The sequence below is a fragment of the Paenibacillus sp. FSL R5-0519 genome (genome assembly GCF_037974275.1).
Classification (GTDB): Bacteria; Bacillota; Bacilli; order Paenibacillales; family Paenibacillaceae; genus Paenibacillus.
Genome location: NZ_CP150234.1, coordinates 2971836 through 2986829, shown reverse-complemented (window position 1 = coordinate 2986829; position 14994 = coordinate 2971836). Strand labels below are relative to the sequence as shown.

At 40.9% G+C, this 14994-nt stretch carries 12 protein-coding genes and 1 pseudogene; 11 read left to right on the top strand and 2 right to left on the bottom strand.

Annotated features, from left to right (window positions below; all coding sequences use genetic code 11):
• Positions 1-101 precede the first annotated feature (101 nt).
• The 3 genes from MKY73_RS13695 (at position 102) to MKY73_RS13685 (ending at position 4094) form a co-directional block, all read left to right on the top strand.
• Entirely contained in the window at positions 102-1874 is a 1773-nt protein-coding gene (locus MKY73_RS13695; protein WP_339308080.1) for a sensor histidine kinase, read from the top strand.
• Entirely contained in the window at positions 1849-2619 is a 771-nt protein-coding gene (locus tag MKY73_RS13690) for a response regulator (RefSeq protein ID WP_339308078.1), read from the top strand. Before MKY73_RS13695 ends, MKY73_RS13690 begins: the two co-directional genes overlap by 26 nt.
• A 134-nt stretch (positions 2620-2753) precedes the next feature.
• The gene (locus MKY73_RS13685) at positions 2754-4094 is read left to right on the top strand and encodes a carbohydrate binding domain-containing protein (RefSeq protein WP_339308076.1); all 1341 of its coding nucleotides are present in this window, start codon (positions 2754-2756) and stop codon (positions 4092-4094) included.
• A gap of 457 nt (positions 4095-4551) precedes the next feature.
• Here the strand turns inward: MKY73_RS13685 and MKY73_RS13680 are convergent, their stop codons facing one another.
• Complete coding sequence (locus tag MKY73_RS13680) at positions 4552-5412, bottom strand: helix-turn-helix transcriptional regulator (RefSeq protein WP_339308074.1); 861 nt, start codon at positions 5410-5412, stop codon at positions 4552-4554.
• Between the two features lie 128 nt (positions 5413-5540).
• On the opposite strand from MKY73_RS13680, the gene MKY73_RS13675 reads away from it, so the two are divergent.
• A complete protein-coding gene (locus MKY73_RS13675) occupies positions 5541-7490 on the top strand; it encodes a beta-L-arabinofuranosidase domain-containing protein (RefSeq protein WP_339308072.1) in 1950 nt (649 codons plus the stop codon).
• Positions 7491-7540: 50 nt separating this feature from the next.
• A complete protein-coding gene (locus MKY73_RS13670) occupies positions 7541-9091 on the top strand; it encodes a glycoside hydrolase 43 family protein (protein WP_339308070.1) in 1551 nt (516 codons plus the stop codon).
• A 168-nt stretch (positions 9092-9259) separates the two neighbouring features.
• Here MKY73_RS13670 and MKY73_RS13665 read toward each other — a convergent pair.
• Positions 9260-9379 (bottom strand): annotated as a pseudogene (locus MKY73_RS13665) (lysine transporter LysE); the annotation flags it as partial.
• Positions 9380-9743: 364 nt separating this feature from the next.
• Here MKY73_RS13665 and MKY73_RS13660 point away from each other — a divergent pair.
• From MKY73_RS13660 to MKY73_RS13635, 6 genes are all read left to right on the top strand, one after another.
• Positions 9744-10469, top strand: a complete 726-nt coding sequence (locus tag MKY73_RS13660; RefSeq protein WP_339308068.1) for a response regulator transcription factor — start codon at positions 9744-9746, stop codon at positions 10467-10469.
• A 31-nt stretch (positions 10470-10500) separates the two neighbouring features.
• Complete coding sequence (locus tag MKY73_RS13655) at positions 10501-11337, top strand: histidine kinase (protein WP_339308066.1); 837 nt, start codon at positions 10501-10503, stop codon at positions 11335-11337.
• 2 nt (positions 11338-11339) lie between these two features.
• Positions 11340-11993 (top strand): response regulator transcription factor, encoded by a 654-nt coding sequence (locus MKY73_RS13650; protein WP_188591889.1) that lies wholly within the window; start codon positions 11340-11342, stop codon positions 11991-11993.
• A 154-nt stretch (positions 11994-12147) separates the two neighbouring features.
• The gene (locus MKY73_RS13645; protein WP_339308064.1) at positions 12148-13128 is read left to right on the top strand and encodes an ABC transporter substrate-binding protein; all 981 of its coding nucleotides are present in this window, start codon (positions 12148-12150) and stop codon (positions 13126-13128) included.
• A 6-nt stretch (positions 13129-13134) separates the two neighbouring features.
• Positions 13135-14142, top strand: coding sequence for an iron ABC transporter permease (locus MKY73_RS13640; RefSeq protein WP_339308062.1), 1008 nt, complete (start codon positions 13135-13137; stop codon positions 14140-14142).
• Positions 14139-14921 carry an ABC transporter ATP-binding protein gene (locus MKY73_RS13635; protein ID WP_339308060.1) on the top strand — a complete coding sequence of 261 codons (783 nt, stop codon included), beginning with the start codon at positions 14139-14141 and terminating at the stop codon, positions 14919-14921. Before MKY73_RS13640 ends, MKY73_RS13635 begins: the two co-directional genes overlap by 4 nt.
• Positions 14922-14994 lie beyond the last annotated feature (73 nt).

The following is a 14994-nucleotide window of genomic DNA, read 5'->3' as shown; positions in this document are numbered from 1 at the left end:
TTGCATAGAAGCATTGATCAGCCCGTGGGTCCATGAATAGTGGACCTCCGGGCCATATGTTTTTTAATTGTGTCATGATCACTTGAGTTGGAGGAAGGACGATGAAGATGCGGATCAGCACCAAAATGTTTATTGGATATGTCCTTCTGATTGTGTTACCCTTTTTGTTTTTTTTCATTTTTTTATATATACAGCTGAATGACAAGCTATTGACACAATATCAGCAGGCAAATCAGAAAAATCTCGAACAGATTGCGGGGAATGCAGAATCAACCCTGGGCAAAATTGAATCTCTTCAAACGATCTATCAGAACAACGCAGCTCTCATCGATTATTTGCAAGATACCAACATGGAAGACCGGGATATGATCTATTACTACCTTCGAGACATCAGTCCCGCATTTTCTTTTGCGACACTTGCTGAATCAAGCGTACAGTTTGTTGCCATCTACCCCAAGCTACAGCAACGTCTTCTGAACCTCCCCGGGTTCCTCCCGTATGAAGAACTGGACGGAAAGCTGACTGCTTCGGAAATGAGTGCATTGCGTCCGCTTAAGGGTCTATGGAAGCCTACTTTGGATGAGAAAGGCATACGCTTGAACTATTTTCAAAAAATCTATAGCGACCTTTATACTACCGATCTGGGTATGCTCGAAATTGTGGTGTATCCAGCGTTCCTGGACAACGTACTGAACCAGATTCTCGATAATCATTCGGAAACCACGTTACTCATGTTGGATGAGAATGGAAAGCTAATTGGAAAGCCTGTGGGTGCCACAATATCATCCGCTGATGTTTTAACACTAGAACAGGAATTATCTAGACAAACAACAAGCGCTTTCGATCTCCAACGCGGCGAACTACTCGTGAACCGGATCGAATTATCCAGGTTAGGACTGACCATCGTAGAAGTGGCTCAACGAAAGGTGGTATTTGATTTGCTTCAAGTCAAGTTGTTATGGGTGGCAGCAGGGCTGATCATGCTTGGTATTTTATCAGTACTGTATTACCTGATTGTGGCCTCTCTAACGAAACGTGTCATCAAGCTATCGCGACATATGCGAAAGGTTGACCTGGATACACTGGATTCGCCTTATACAGGCGCGGCGGGATCAGATGAGATTGGTGACATGATTACGAGCTATAATGCAATGATTCTGCGAATGGACGAATTAGTGAACAAAGTTCAGAATGTGGAATTGCTGAAAAGGGAAGCGGAATTTCGGATGCTGCAAGCCCAGATACAGCCTCACTTTTTGTACAACACGCTTGAAACGATACGAATGCTTGCCCGGTCAGGTCGTGGACAGGTCGTAGCTGATATGGCGCTTGCTCTTGGTAATATGCTCCGATACAGCCTCTCCTCGAAAAGCGATGCAATTTTCCGAGAGGAGTATGAGCACGTATGCTCCTATATGAAAATACACCAGATTCGAATGAAGGACCTTCAGTTATATCTGGATGTGGACGAAAGTATACTATCTATTCCTTGTCCACGTTTTATCCTGCAACCGCTAGTCGAAAATAGCATTCTTCATGGTCTTTCACGCAAGCGTGGAAGCGGGAGCATCTCACTTTCCATGAAACATGAAGAAAATGGGCTTCGAATAGAAGTGACCGACAACGGAGCAGGTATCGAACATGAACGTTTAATAATTCTGCAGCAGCTTTTGGCTAGTGGTACGACTATTGAAGGACGACTGGAGCCCAAGGGACTGGGTATTGGACTTGGCAATGTAGCGGCCCGGGTGCGCGCTTATTATGGTCCAGGTACAGCGGTTCTGATAAACAGCAAGCCAGGTGCCGAGACGACTGTTTCACTTAAACTGATGCTGGAGGATGGTAGCTATGCTAAAGCTGATGATTGTGGATGACGAGCCGATTCTGCTCTCCGGTATTCGGGACATAATTGATAATGCAAATACTCCATTTACACGCATTATGACTGCGGGCGACGCCTTTGAAGCACTGGAGATGATGGATTATTTCCATCCAGACCTGCTGATTACCGACATTCAAATGCCCGAGATGGATGGACTTGAATTGATTCAACAAGCCAAGTTAAAGCAGGTGAACCGATTCATTATCCTTTCAGGCTATGATTTATTTTCATATGCTCAAAGCGCGATCCGGCTTCAGGTGGCGGAATACGTATTAAAGCCAATTGATGAACGGTATTTGACGGATTTGTTAAAGAGAATGGCTCTTGAGGTGCTGGAGCATAAGAAGAGGAGCGAGGAGTACGGCGAGCTGACATGTGCAGGTGAGGGAGAAGAAAATAACGAGTATATCAAGCAATTGAAAGCCTTTATTGAAGCCAATTATATGAAGGATATTTCTCTATCCGCTGCTTCCCGATATCTGAATCTTCATCCGGTTTATGTGGGAAAGCTGTTCAAGCAGAAAACCGGTGAAAATTTTGTGGCATACATTAATCGATTAAGAGTCGAGAAGGCGAAAAAGCTAGTGATTAGCGATAGCACCATACCCCTAGACAAAATTGCGGCTTGTATCGGATTTGATAATAGCCGAACCTTTTATAAGGTATTTCGTAAATATACGGGACAGACACCGGGAGAGTATAGAGGCATCGTAGAGGGGACGCAAAGGGAACTCTGATGCTGACATGCTTCCATGTTGAATAAGCACAAACTTTGAAGACGATACACTTCAGGGATGGACTACACGGATCGGTAGTGAAAGCTTGACAGTTACACAGCAGGAGGCACACGAAGGTCAGTCCAGTATGCTGGTTGCCAAACGAGCGTTCCTATCATGGACCGATGTTATCCATGAAGGATCTGCTTGAGCGTAACCAAGAGTACGAAATTACGGCATATGTTAGACTTACCCAGGAGCCCACCACGGATCACACGCTACAGCTCACCACATGTAAAAAAACAACGGCCGAAAGCTGGAATCCGATCGGCAGCGTGAAGATTGCGAAGACAGAATGGAACAGCTGGCACAAGATCACCGGAAAATTTCAGTATAGCGATGATCCCACTGAATTGAATTTGTTCATCGAAACACCCTACCTCTCTGAAGATAGCGTAGATACGTTATCGTTCTATGTGGATGATGTATCATTTACTCTGGCCGAACAACATGAGATTGAAGAAGGTATCCCTTCTCTGGAAGACCTGTATCAAGATGATTTTCCCATTGGAGCAGCGGTGTATCGCTGGCAGTTGGATGGCGCATATGGACAACTGCTTACAAAGCACTTTAACAGCCTAACAGAAACCTATGAGATGAAACCGAAGTACATGTTTAAGAATATTCAGTCGTTAATAGGTCCATTTTCTGAACTATATAGTTCATGGGAGCATTGGTTTCATCGTGAATTGCATTGGTGTTCGAAGTGTATGGAGGGGGATCATTCTTGGCTGCATCAGTTTAAACTTCTCGATGAATGCGCATTTCATGATCTGAAATTGAATAATACTTTCCCTAACTGTAGATCAACAATACCTTTCTTGTTGTCGAATAGACAGTTAGAACATGCATTTCAGTGCAAGTGTGGATATGCCTTTGCTACTTTTTATATGTCCAGTTGGAACGAATGGAGAGCGCCTGATCAAATGAATCCTGCTGTCCTTCGTTGGGTTCAAGCAAACAAGGCAAACATGAAGATATCAAATATGCATTCCAAATGGATTATACATGCACAACATTTTCCAAAAAAAGATTTACTGCAAGTTACTTCTTATGCTGTTCAACAAGTTGTACTATTTCAGAGTATTCTTAAGTCTCATCAACATTGCATAACTCAATTGATGGAGCTTAGAAAATCGAATGAAACGATTGAATTCCCTGAAATTTGTCCCTATGCATATGCTTTTGTTTTTTGGAGAAAATCTCTGTTAAAGGAGGAGCATTTCTACGGCTTTATTCCGTTAAGAACAAGATCGATTTCAGATTCAGCACCACTTCTAATCAGGGAGCTTCTGGAGTATTTCTCTGATCAGATCGTCAAATATCAAATGAAAATCCGTGGAAGTTTTGATATGGGGGGACTTTCCTGGATTCTTGAAAACTGGTCATACAGTTTTGTGAGAATTTCTTCTGTGTTTGGATGGAGACCGCAGTGAAGAGAAGTAAAGAAGTTAGCGTACCTTCTTGAAAGGAAATTGAGAATATTAGGGATCACTCGTTTCCAGATGTTGCTTTCAAATATAACTTTGATGAGAGCAGCTGTCCAAGGACAAGAACATTGTGTCATTTCGGATTAGATTGTTATCTAAATATTATTATGATAAAGATAGTGTGGTGGGATAATGTAATTTGTTTTATTAAGCTAACAGGCAGCTTACCTTAACTAAAGGTAAGTAAAGAAAGAATAGCACTTATTCATTCTCCTTAATGATTAGATAAATGTCAAAATAATGAGCTCATTTACTTGAAAATTGAGTATTCAACATATGAGGTGCGATTTTTAGATTTCACATTAAATAAGAGATATAATCAGGCTGAAAACCCAACTTACAGTATTAAGCCGAATCCTTTAAAAAACAACTATCCTGAATGCTTAATATTAAAATAGTAGAATTATTTTAAATATTGTTTGCGAAACTGTAACGGTGAAGTACCGAATTCTTTCTTAAAGCAGGCAGAGAAATAAGGTGCATGTCGGAAGCCTACTTCTTCGGAAATACTTTCGATAGACCAGTCGTTGCTAACCAGGAGTCGCTTGGCTCTCTCAAGTCTATAGTGAAGTAAATAATCTAATGGTGTGCAGTTATATTTCTCTTGCATACAACGAACAATATAGTTTGGGTGGAAGTGTAAGGAAGAAGAGATTATAGCATTGGTAATTTTGTCTTTATAATTCTCTTGAAGGAACGTGACCGTCTGTTCGGCAATCTTTGTAATGGCAGAGTCTTTCTTTCCAAAGCTCATTTCCTCTATTAGGCCAAGTAGCTCTCCAAGCAATTGCTGTTCTTGCCAAAAGGAAAGCGCGGATGGATGAGCAAGCAATTGTTCTACCATATTGAACACTCTCTTTTTGTCGGGTAATCGCATATATTTAGGGATCTGAAGTGTATATGAATTGCTAAATGGCCTGTTAGATGGTTTAGAGAAATGATCCTGCATTGTTTCAGAGAAAATTAAATTTTTTTGGGTTAAATGCTCAAAATGAATCCAGTAAAAAACAGTATCCTTCTCACAAGGTTTTACAGAATAGTGTTCTGCATCAGGAAGTAACAGTAATAGGTCTCCATCTGTTAGTGTCCAAGACAAACCATCTTCACCTATATACATTTCACCATGTATCATAATTAGCAAATCATACGCCTGAATATTTCTGCGATGAGGATGTTTTTCTCCTTTTACATACTCTGTCTTTCCGCAGCCCAAATAATGTGGGAGGGGAGGGATTCGAAGCTCAATTCTAGTTTCCTCATGCATCTGTAAATTCCACCTTCGTTGTGTGAGATTTTATAGAAAATAGTTCATATCATTTGTATTACGCCCATTATGCCAAGCTTATAATTGAGTTCGTAAAGAGTCAACTTACACCACAGGAGGTACTACTAATGGGAACAACACAGGTCCATATTTCAGATCATTTTTGGGAGAACTATTTGGAGTTAGTACGCAAAACGGTGATCCCTTATCAATGGGAAGCATTGAACGACCGCATTGAAGGGGCAGAACCAAGCAATGCTATTCGAAATTTTCGTATCGCTGCCGGTTTAGAACAAGGCGAATTTGGTGGATGGGTGTTTCAAGATAGCGATTTATATAAATGGTTGGAAGCGGTTTCGTATTCTCTGCGTAATTACCCGGATTCAGCATTAGAAAGCATTGCGGATGAAGCAATCGATCTTATAGGTCGTGCGCAACGTGATGATGGCTATATCAACACATACTTCACAATCAAGGAGCCAGGTAAAGAATGGACTAACCTTTATGAGGCTCATGAGTTATATTGTGCTGGTCATCTCATTGAGGCCGCAGTAGCGTATGCAGATGCAACGGGTAAACACAAATTGATTGATATCGCTTGCCGATTTGCTGATCTGATTGATAGTCTGTTTGGGACAGGAGAGAATCAAAAGCGAGCTTATTGTGGTCACCAAGAGATCGAACTAGCACTAATCAAACTATACCAGGCTACCGGAGAAGAAAGGTATATGAAGTTGAGCCAATATTTTATTGACGAACGAGGCAAGAGTCCTAATTATTTTATTGAAGAGTGGGAAGAGCGGGGGAGAAAAAGTATTTGGCCTTGGTCGCTAGGTTCCCCTAATTTGCAGATGTTTCAATCACATCTTCCGGTGCGCCAGCAGACCGTTGCGACTGGTCACTCCGTACGTGCAATGTATATGTATACTGCAATGGCAGATTTGGCTCGGCTGAAAAAAGACGATAGCTTGCTTACATCATGTCAACAACTGTGGGCGAACACTACACGTAGACAAATGTATATTACGGGTGGCATCGGCGCGACACATCTGGGTGAGGCGTTCACATTTGATTACGACTTGCCCAATGACTCGGTGTATGCTGAGACTTGCGCATCCATAGGTCTTATATTCTGGGCGCGTAGGATGCTTCGTTTAGAAGCCAAAAGTGAATATGCGGACGTGATGGAGCGAGCGTTGTATAACAACGTACTTGGAAGTATGTCTAAAGATGGAACGCGTTTTTTCTATGTAAATCCTCTCGAAGTATGGCCGGAAGCAAGTGAACGAAATCCTGATAAGCATCATATTAGACCCGTCCGTCAGAAATGGTTTGGTTGCTCATGTTGTCCGCCTAACGTTGCCCGTTTACTTAGTTCGTTAAATGATTATATCTATGATGTTTGTATGGAAGAAAGAATAATCCATGTACATCTGTATATTGGAAGTACTGTACATTTTAAAACGCTGAATGATCGGAAAGTCACACTTACGCAGCGCTCAAATTTACCATGGAAGGGCGAAGTTGGGTTCAAAGTTTTACTTTCATCTGATTGTACTGATGGTGTTGAATTCTCTCTTGCATTAAGAATTCCGAATTGGTTCCAGAGTGAGAACCCTGTTCTTCTAGTCAATGGTGAAGTGCATGCTTATTCAATAATCAACGGTTACGCTCATATTCATCGGATTTGGTCAAATGAAGATGTATTGGACTGGACACTGCCAACAGAAACGCGGTTAATCGAAGCTCATCCGCAAATTCGTGCAAACGCGGGGAAAGTTGCGATACAACGAGGACCACTTGTTTATTGTTTAGAAGAGGTTGACAACGAATTGCCTCTTGCCACATTGTCCATTGTTGGTACTCCCAATGGGATAGAGTTGGAGAACTCCGAATTACTTGACGGATGTGTTGTTCTTGAGGGTGAAGGATTAAAAAGTGATGGATCGACTTGGCCAGAAGATCAGCCGTATCATTCAATAGCCAAGCCGCTTCTACCAACTCGATTTAAAGCTATACCCTATTTTTTGTGGGGTAACCGTAAATCTGGGGAAATGAGTGTATGGCTACGCAAATAGCACCCCCTAGATTCACATTTCGCTTGATAAAAGATATGGGAGGTAATGAGATGAAAAAAGACTACAATGTTATGTCCAAAAAAGGAAAATGGGGCGATCAGGGGGACGGTACTTATGTCAATCCTGTCCTGCCAGGAGATTACTGTGATCCGGATGTCATACGAGTTGCGGAAGATTATTATTGTATCTCTTCGACGTTGCATTGCTCACCAGGCATGGCCGTTCTGCATTCAAAAGACTTGGTAAATTGGAGTGTGATTAGTCATGTTGTCCATGATCTAACGCTCATCGGGCCTGAATACCGGCATAATCGAATGAATCGTTATGGAAGAGGAGTCTGGGCGGGTGCTATCCGTTATCATCTGAATAAATACTGGGTATATTTCTTCACACCGGATGAAGGCTTATTCATGAGCACGGCTACGAATCCCGCTGGACCGTGGGAGCCTCTTCATCACATGTGGGAAACTGATGGCTGGGATGATTGCTGTCCTTTTTGGGATGATGATGGTCAAGGGTATCTGGTTGCTACGAATTTTGCTGACAATTACAACATCCATCTATTTAAGTTAAGTGACGACGCGCAAAGTCTTCTGCATGACAGCGGGGTTGTGATACATCAATATAACGGAAGCGAAGCAAGCAAGCTCTACAAAATAGACGGATATTATTTTCTTTTCCACAGTGAAGTACGACAAGAGAATGGTCAGGATGTAAGGGTCGTGATGATGCTTCGATCCAAAGAACTATACGGTCCTTATGAAGAAAAAGAGTTGATCCATACGCATGGCGTGGAAGTGGATCGCGAACCGAATCAAGGCGGGCTTGTCCAAACACAAACTGGGGAATGGTACTTCATTAGCCACCAAGGAGCGGGCGGCTATTTTGAAGGCAGAACCCTACATTTGCTTCCCGTTTGGTGGATGGACGGTTGGCCCATGATCGGTGAAGATGTTGACGGTGATGGAATAGGAGAGATGGTATGGGGAGGAATAAAGCCAATTAACGGGCATCCCCAAACGGCCTTAGCCATAAATGATGATTTTGAAAGCCAAGTATTGAAACCGCATTGGGAATGGAATCATCAGCCTAAGGCAGATAAGTGGTCTTTAACAGAAAGAACTGGATATTTGCGTTTATATGCTTGTGTTCCTTTGGAGAAGAACAATTTCTTTAAGATATGTAATACTATTTCGCAGCGTACATTTCGAGTTAATCATAATGTAGTAACTGCCAAATATGATATCAGTGGTATGGTTGACGATCAGGAAGCGGGGCTCTGCCATTTTGGACAATCTTACTGTACGATTGGTATATATCAACGGCAAGGAGCTCGAATTTTGAAGTTTAACCATTCAGGTGAGATAGAATGGGGGCCGGCTATACCTTCATCCTTCATATGGTTAAGATCGGTGTGGAACCTACAGGGTGAAAACTGTTATGAATACAGCCTAGATGGTGAGAATTTTATTAGATTTGGTGGAGTCTACCAGATGGGTTGGGGGTACTATCGTGGAGATCGAGTCGGGGTTTATAATTTTAATAATGAAAGAGAACAAGGCTATGTTGATGTGGAAAATTTCTATTACGAGCATGATTAATATGAGTTCCAATTTTCTCTTTAACAGTCGCTGTCTTAGTAACAGGTTGAAGCTGTAGCAATCATTATGTGATGACGTAGAATTTTACTTGCACTAGGCAAAAAGAAAAATATGGGATCGCCAGACCACAAAACTGCCTGTATTGGAAGAAGTGTACGATTGTGACAGAACAGCCCATCCATGAACAAATCCATTTTTTAATCCTTGCTTCGTCATTTCTACTGTAATTACTCCAACTGGCATTGCAATAGCAAGTCCAATTAAAAAATACTTAAGATAAATTTCCATGAGTATCCCTTTCGCTTCTATATTATTCATTTTTGAAAATGTAATGTCAAATTTACATTAATATTATTCATATATCAATATAAAATCATAGAGTGGGAATTTTTGAGTTCAAGTCTATAGGTAATCTTCTATATTTTAGAAATTTAATGGAGTGCCCATGGCATGAATGATGTATTTTACTTTACGTTCATACATTGTTTGCAATTAAGTGAAATTCTTCCGAAAGCATGGCTCTATAGAGTCATGCTTTTTTTTATCATTTGACGGTATGCTGTTTACGATAAACTCATTTTACTCATTTCACACTGGAGCAGGACGTAAATGAACGCTATTTAGTTTGATTAGATGGAGGTATGACATATGAATGGGACCCTGCAAAAAAAACAGAATATTGATCGTGGATGATGATGAAAGGGTCCGGAGGCTGCTTAAAATGTATCTGGAAAAAGAACAATTTATTATCGAAGAGGCCTCCCTTGGTGTGCAAGCTTTGAGCAAACTTCATAAAGGTTCTTATGCATTAATCATTCTCGATTGGATGCTTCCTGACATTATGGGTATTGAAATATGCAATTATCTGAGATTGAGCACAAGCATTCCTGTGATGTTTCTGACAGCAAAATCTGAAGAAAGTGACCGAATTGAGGCGTTTAAGGCCGGAGCAGATGACTTTGTGATGAAACCCTTCAGCCCCAGGGAAGTTGTGCTTCGGATCAAGTCGATGATGGCACGTTTTACCGGTTTTTACGGGCATGTTATACCCGATCATTCTGCCAGTGAAGTCCTGATTTCATCCATTTTAATTAATCCCACTTCTAGAAAAGTTCTGATCAAAGATGAAGAAATTCATATGACACCAAAAGAATTTGATTTGTTATACCATCTGGCAACTCATCCGGAGATCGCCTTCTCCAGACAGGATTTGTTAAGAATCGTCTGGAAGTTGGAGAAAAATGAAGAACTGGATTACCGAACAGTAGATACCCATGTCAAAAGATTACGGGACAAATTATCGGAGTATGTATCGAATCGTGAAGACCTCATTCAAACCCTATGGGGGTTCGGATATATTCTTCGTTTGCCCCATTAATAGTTCTCTATTCAAATACAGGAGGAGCATTATGTCCTATAAACAAATTAAATGGATGATTCTCTTCATTCCAACCATTACAGTCGCTATCTGGGAATATGTGAGACATCAATTTTTATTACCCTATATCTCGATGGATTTGGGCAATTGGTTAACACCGGTGTTGGTGTATCTTGTTACTATTACATTGTTAACCAAGCTATTCCGTATCCTTGAAAACATTCAGAAAGAATTGGAACGTGCACGCTCTGCCAAAGCTGCACTTGAAGCACGTGAAGAGCTGGCACGAGAACTTCATGACGGAATAGCTCAATCTCTGTTTTTGCTATCTGTTAAGGCAGATAAGCTTGAAATAGGAAGTAACGGGAATCAACAAGAACAAAACGTTCTGTCCATTCGTAAAACGATTCATGAGGTAAATCGTTATGTCAGACAAGCGATCACCAATCTTCGACTGGATCGTAACGAAAATCCTGTACACCGGACCTCACCATCACTTCTGAAGCAAGTTCATGCGATGTCTAAAGACATCCGCACACCAATCCATATTCACTGGGATCTAGAGGAGCATCATCAAGACGATAAAGAAAAAATAGAATTATCTGCTTGTATACGTGAGGCACTTATTAATATGGACAAATATGCGTCAGCTACTGAAGGCTCAATCACTGCAGTAGGGATGAGTCACAGCTGGAAAATTACTGTGTCGGATAACGGTCAAGGGTTTGAGGGAGATCCATTTGCCAAGAAAAACAAGTTCGGTTTACGAATTATGAAGGAGCGCTGTAATGAGATGGGTTGGATCATGAACATGTATCGTAAGGATGGAAGAACCATCGTCGAGATTCAAAAAGGGGGATTGATATGACAATGACTCCAACAAGAGTACTGGTTGTGGATGATCACGCCCATGCAAGGGAGGCCATTCGTGAAATTTTGAGCCTGGACAATCATTTTGAAATTATTGGTGAGGTGAACAACGGACAAGCAGCGATTGACTTCATGGAAAAGTGGCTTCCCGATCTCATTTTAATGGATATTCAAATGCCCATTATGGACGGACTCGAAGCAACGCGGAGAATCAAACTCGGTTTTCCCTATGTGAAAATAGTCATGATTACGGTTTCGGATGATATGATTCATCTACTTGAGGCGCTCAAAAGAGGAGCACAAGGATATCTGCTCAAAAATTTGGAACCAACGACATGGCTTGAATATCTGCATTCTATCATTAATGAGGAAGCTCCCATGTCCAGAGATGTTGCCTATCAGATTCTGAAGGAAGTCAATGTAACCGAAAAGAAGAAAACCGAAGTTAAGCTGACGACCCGAGAACTGGATATATTATATGGGGTAGCTGAAGGATGGACAAACAAAGAAATTGCAGGGAAATATGACATATCCGAATACACCGTGAAGAACCACTTGAAAAATATTTTGCAGAAGCTACAGTTACAAAATCGGGTGCAATTAACGCGTTATGCTCTTGAGCAAGGACTTGTTTGGAATACAAACAGACAATAGATGTCAGCTTTATCCTGTTATTTCATTCATTGTTAGTTTTTCTTCTCACTTAGCTAAAAAATAGCTCAGTTGAGGCATATATTTATTCACATGATTTACCATAGACTTAGGTTTGTTGAGTGAAAATTTAAGAAAACGATCAAAGGGGATAACAATGATGAAGCACCGATTCAAATTCATAATCAGTATTTTGGTCACAATTCTAATTGTATGTGGTTGCCAAAGTACTTCACAACAACAAGGGAACATAGAAAATGTTGCGGCAAATGATTCAGCTAAACCTTATCTAACTTTTAAAGACTTTGATGGGGAAAACGTTACACTTCAGGAAAAACCTCAAAGGATCGTTATCTTGAATGAGCAGGTACTGCATTCCTTTTATCAAGTTGGAGGAAAAGCAGTGGGCGTACCGACTCCCTTTAACATTGATCCACCTGCAGAAGCGAAAGACGTTCCGAAGGTAGGATTGATGCACGAGGTTAATATGGAAAAGGTATTCGAATTGAAGCCTGATTTGGTGATTGGTCAGCGCTTTGACCATGGGAAATTGAGAGAAATGTTCAAAGAAGCTAACATTCCTTTAGCAAATTTGAATACCCAATCTATCGAGGACATAACACAGAATACGATTTTGATGGGGAAAATTACGGGTAATGAACAAAAAGCCAAAGAGCTTGTAGATAAAATGAACTCACATATCGATCAAACGATCGCGCAGATTCCAGATCAGAAAGAAATGCCGACTTATGCCATACTAACTGTCATGGGAGACACTGCATATGTTGAGCAAAGTTCAACCATAGCTATAGATATTGCGGATCAGTTAAAGCTTCGTAATGCTACAGTATCCATAGATGGAGAAGCATTTGCTGGATATATTCCGTTTAGCATGGAAGAGATGGTAATGATTAATCCTGATTATCTCTTTATTCTTTCTCATACAACGAATGAGGAAGCAGAAGAAATGATTGAGAAAAATTTTAAATCCAATCCAGCATGGAAATCACTTTCAGCTGTCTCAAATGACAGAATGTTCTTTCTTCCCAAACATAAATTTGCAATTACTCCTGGTGTTGATGTTGCCGAATCCTATAAATATATGGCAGACTTGATTGCTGCAAGTCAACCTAATTAAACGTTTATGATTAAGAATAGCGGCTTTAAAAACAAACTGAGCTGGAAGCTCTTTATTATTGGACTTTTTATGAGCTTCGCCATAATTAGTATCATCATTAGTTTAGGCTTCGGAGCTGTCTCCGTGGATGTACGGTCTATTCTAAGTATTTTATTCGGAAATACAAGTTCTGATTATTACACAATTATCTGGAATATCAGATTGCCACGTACACTTGTAGCCGTATTTGTGGGTATAAATCTAGCACTTTCAGGCGCATTATTACAAGGAGTTATGCGCAATCCTATGGCTGATCCCCACATCATAGGTGTTTCCTCTGGTGCGGGGTTATTTGGAACCACCATGTTGCTGGTTTTCCCGGCATTCTCACATTTGTTAGTACCAGTTGCGTTTGTTGGAGCGCTGGCTTCAGCTTTGTTAATCTATTTACTTGCTTGGGATAGAGGCGTTTCTCCAATGAGAATAATTCTTGCTGGGGTAGCAACATCTGCTTTTTTAAATTCCGGGGTCTCCGCACTGTATACTTTTTATAGTGATCGTATACAAGGTGCGGTTTCCTTTATGGTAGGAAGTCTGTCTGCTAAAAGCTGGGGACATGTCGATACGATTATCCCATACAGCATTATTGGATTGCTTTTGGCACTATTAAGTGCTCAACGAATGAACGTACTGTTGCTTGGGGATTCAGAATCGAAATCACTGGGATTAAACACAGAGGGGTACCGTTTATGGTTTATTGCTCTAAGCGCCTTGCTTGCTGCAAGTGCAATAAGTATCGTGGGTATGCTTGGTTTTGTGGGATTAATCGTACCTCATGCTGCCAGGATGCTTGTGGGGAATGATTATCGGATATTACTTCCTGCTTCAGCACTCCTGGGAGTGACGGTTCTGTGTTTATCTGACACCATTGGCCGTATTGTCTTCGCACCAATTGAGCTACCAGTGGGCATTATTATGGGTATGATAGGTGCTCCATTTTTCTTATATTTGTTACGAAAGAAGAGAACATTATGACACTGGAGATGAAGAATACTCATATTGGATATCATGAAAATGAAGTCATTTCAGCTCTAAACCTTACGTTTGAAGAGGGAAAGATTCATAGTATTCTTGGTCCCAATGGGTGTGGTAAAAGTTCACTATTAAAAGCACTGGGAAAGCAAATACAGACTACGGCTGGAGAGATTCTATTTAAAAATAGGGATATCAATACATGGAGCAGAAAAGCTTTTGCAAGAGAGTTAGCCTTTTTAATGCAAGTCCATGAGAGCAATCCTGAGGTAACAGTTAGACAACTTATCGAATATGGTCGTTTCCCTCATAAAAGTAAATTTGAACGATTAAATCAAGAAGACCTTGCCATTGTTGATCAAGCCATCTCACTTACTCATTTAATGGATTTAGCGGAAAGAACACTAGATCGTTTGTCGGGAGGGGAACGCCAGCGGGCGTGGATCGCGATGGCACTGGCCCAACAGCCTGCTGTTTTGTTATTAGACGAGCCTACTTCTTATCTAGACATCCATCACCAACTCGAAATCATTGAACTGATTAAACGGTTGAATAGCGAACAAGGTCTTACCATTATTTTGGTCCTACATGACATTAATCAAGCAGCCATGATTTCAGATCACATCATTGTGCTTCAATCTGGAACGTTGTACGACTTTGGCACTCCTCGAGATGTAATTACAAAAGAAATGTTACGTGATGTTTTTAACGTGGATGCTGAGATAAAAAATATTGAAACTGAACCCATTTCCGTCTACAACTTTCAGCTTTTTAAAGAATAAATTTGTTTATCCACCTCCCATGTTTGTTAAAAATCCCGGCGTAAAAGTACCACTATCAGTAAAGTGCATGAAA

Excerpts from the sequence above, each read along its gene's own strand:
- MKY73_RS13695 (WP_339308080.1), top strand. The coding sequence starts at position 102 with ATGAAGATGCGGATCAGCACCAAAATGTTTATTGGATATGTCCTTCTG.
- MKY73_RS13690 (WP_339308078.1), top strand. The coding sequence starts at position 1,849 with ATGCTAAAGCTGATGATTGTGGATGACGAGCCGATTCTGCTCTCCGGT.
- MKY73_RS13680 (WP_339308074.1), bottom strand. The coding sequence starts at position 5,412 with ATGCATGAGGAAACTAGAATTGAGCTTCGAATCCCTCCCCTCCCACAT.
- MKY73_RS13675 (WP_339308072.1), top strand. The coding sequence starts at position 5,541 with ATGGGAACAACACAGGTCCATATTTCAGATCATTTTTGGGAGAACTAT.
- MKY73_RS13670 (WP_339308070.1), top strand. The coding sequence starts at position 7,541 with ATGAAAAAAGACTACAATGTTATGTCCAAAAAAGGAAAATGGGGCGAT.
- MKY73_RS13660 (WP_339308068.1), top strand. The coding sequence starts at position 9,744 with ATGGGACCCTGCAAAAAAAACAGAATATTGATCGTGGATGATGATGAA.
- MKY73_RS13655 (WP_339308066.1), top strand. The coding sequence starts at position 10,501 with ATGTCCTATAAACAAATTAAATGGATGATTCTCTTCATTCCAACCATT.
- MKY73_RS13650 (WP_188591889.1), top strand. The coding sequence starts at position 11,340 with ATGACTCCAACAAGAGTACTGGTTGTGGATGATCACGCCCATGCAAGG.
- MKY73_RS13645 (WP_339308064.1), top strand. The coding sequence starts at position 12,148 with ATGATGAAGCACCGATTCAAATTCATAATCAGTATTTTGGTCACAATT.
- MKY73_RS13640 (WP_339308062.1), top strand. The coding sequence starts at position 13,135 with ATGATTAAGAATAGCGGCTTTAAAAACAAACTGAGCTGGAAGCTCTTT.
- MKY73_RS13635 (WP_339308060.1), top strand. The coding sequence starts at position 14,139 with ATGACACTGGAGATGAAGAATACTCATATTGGATATCATGAAAATGAA.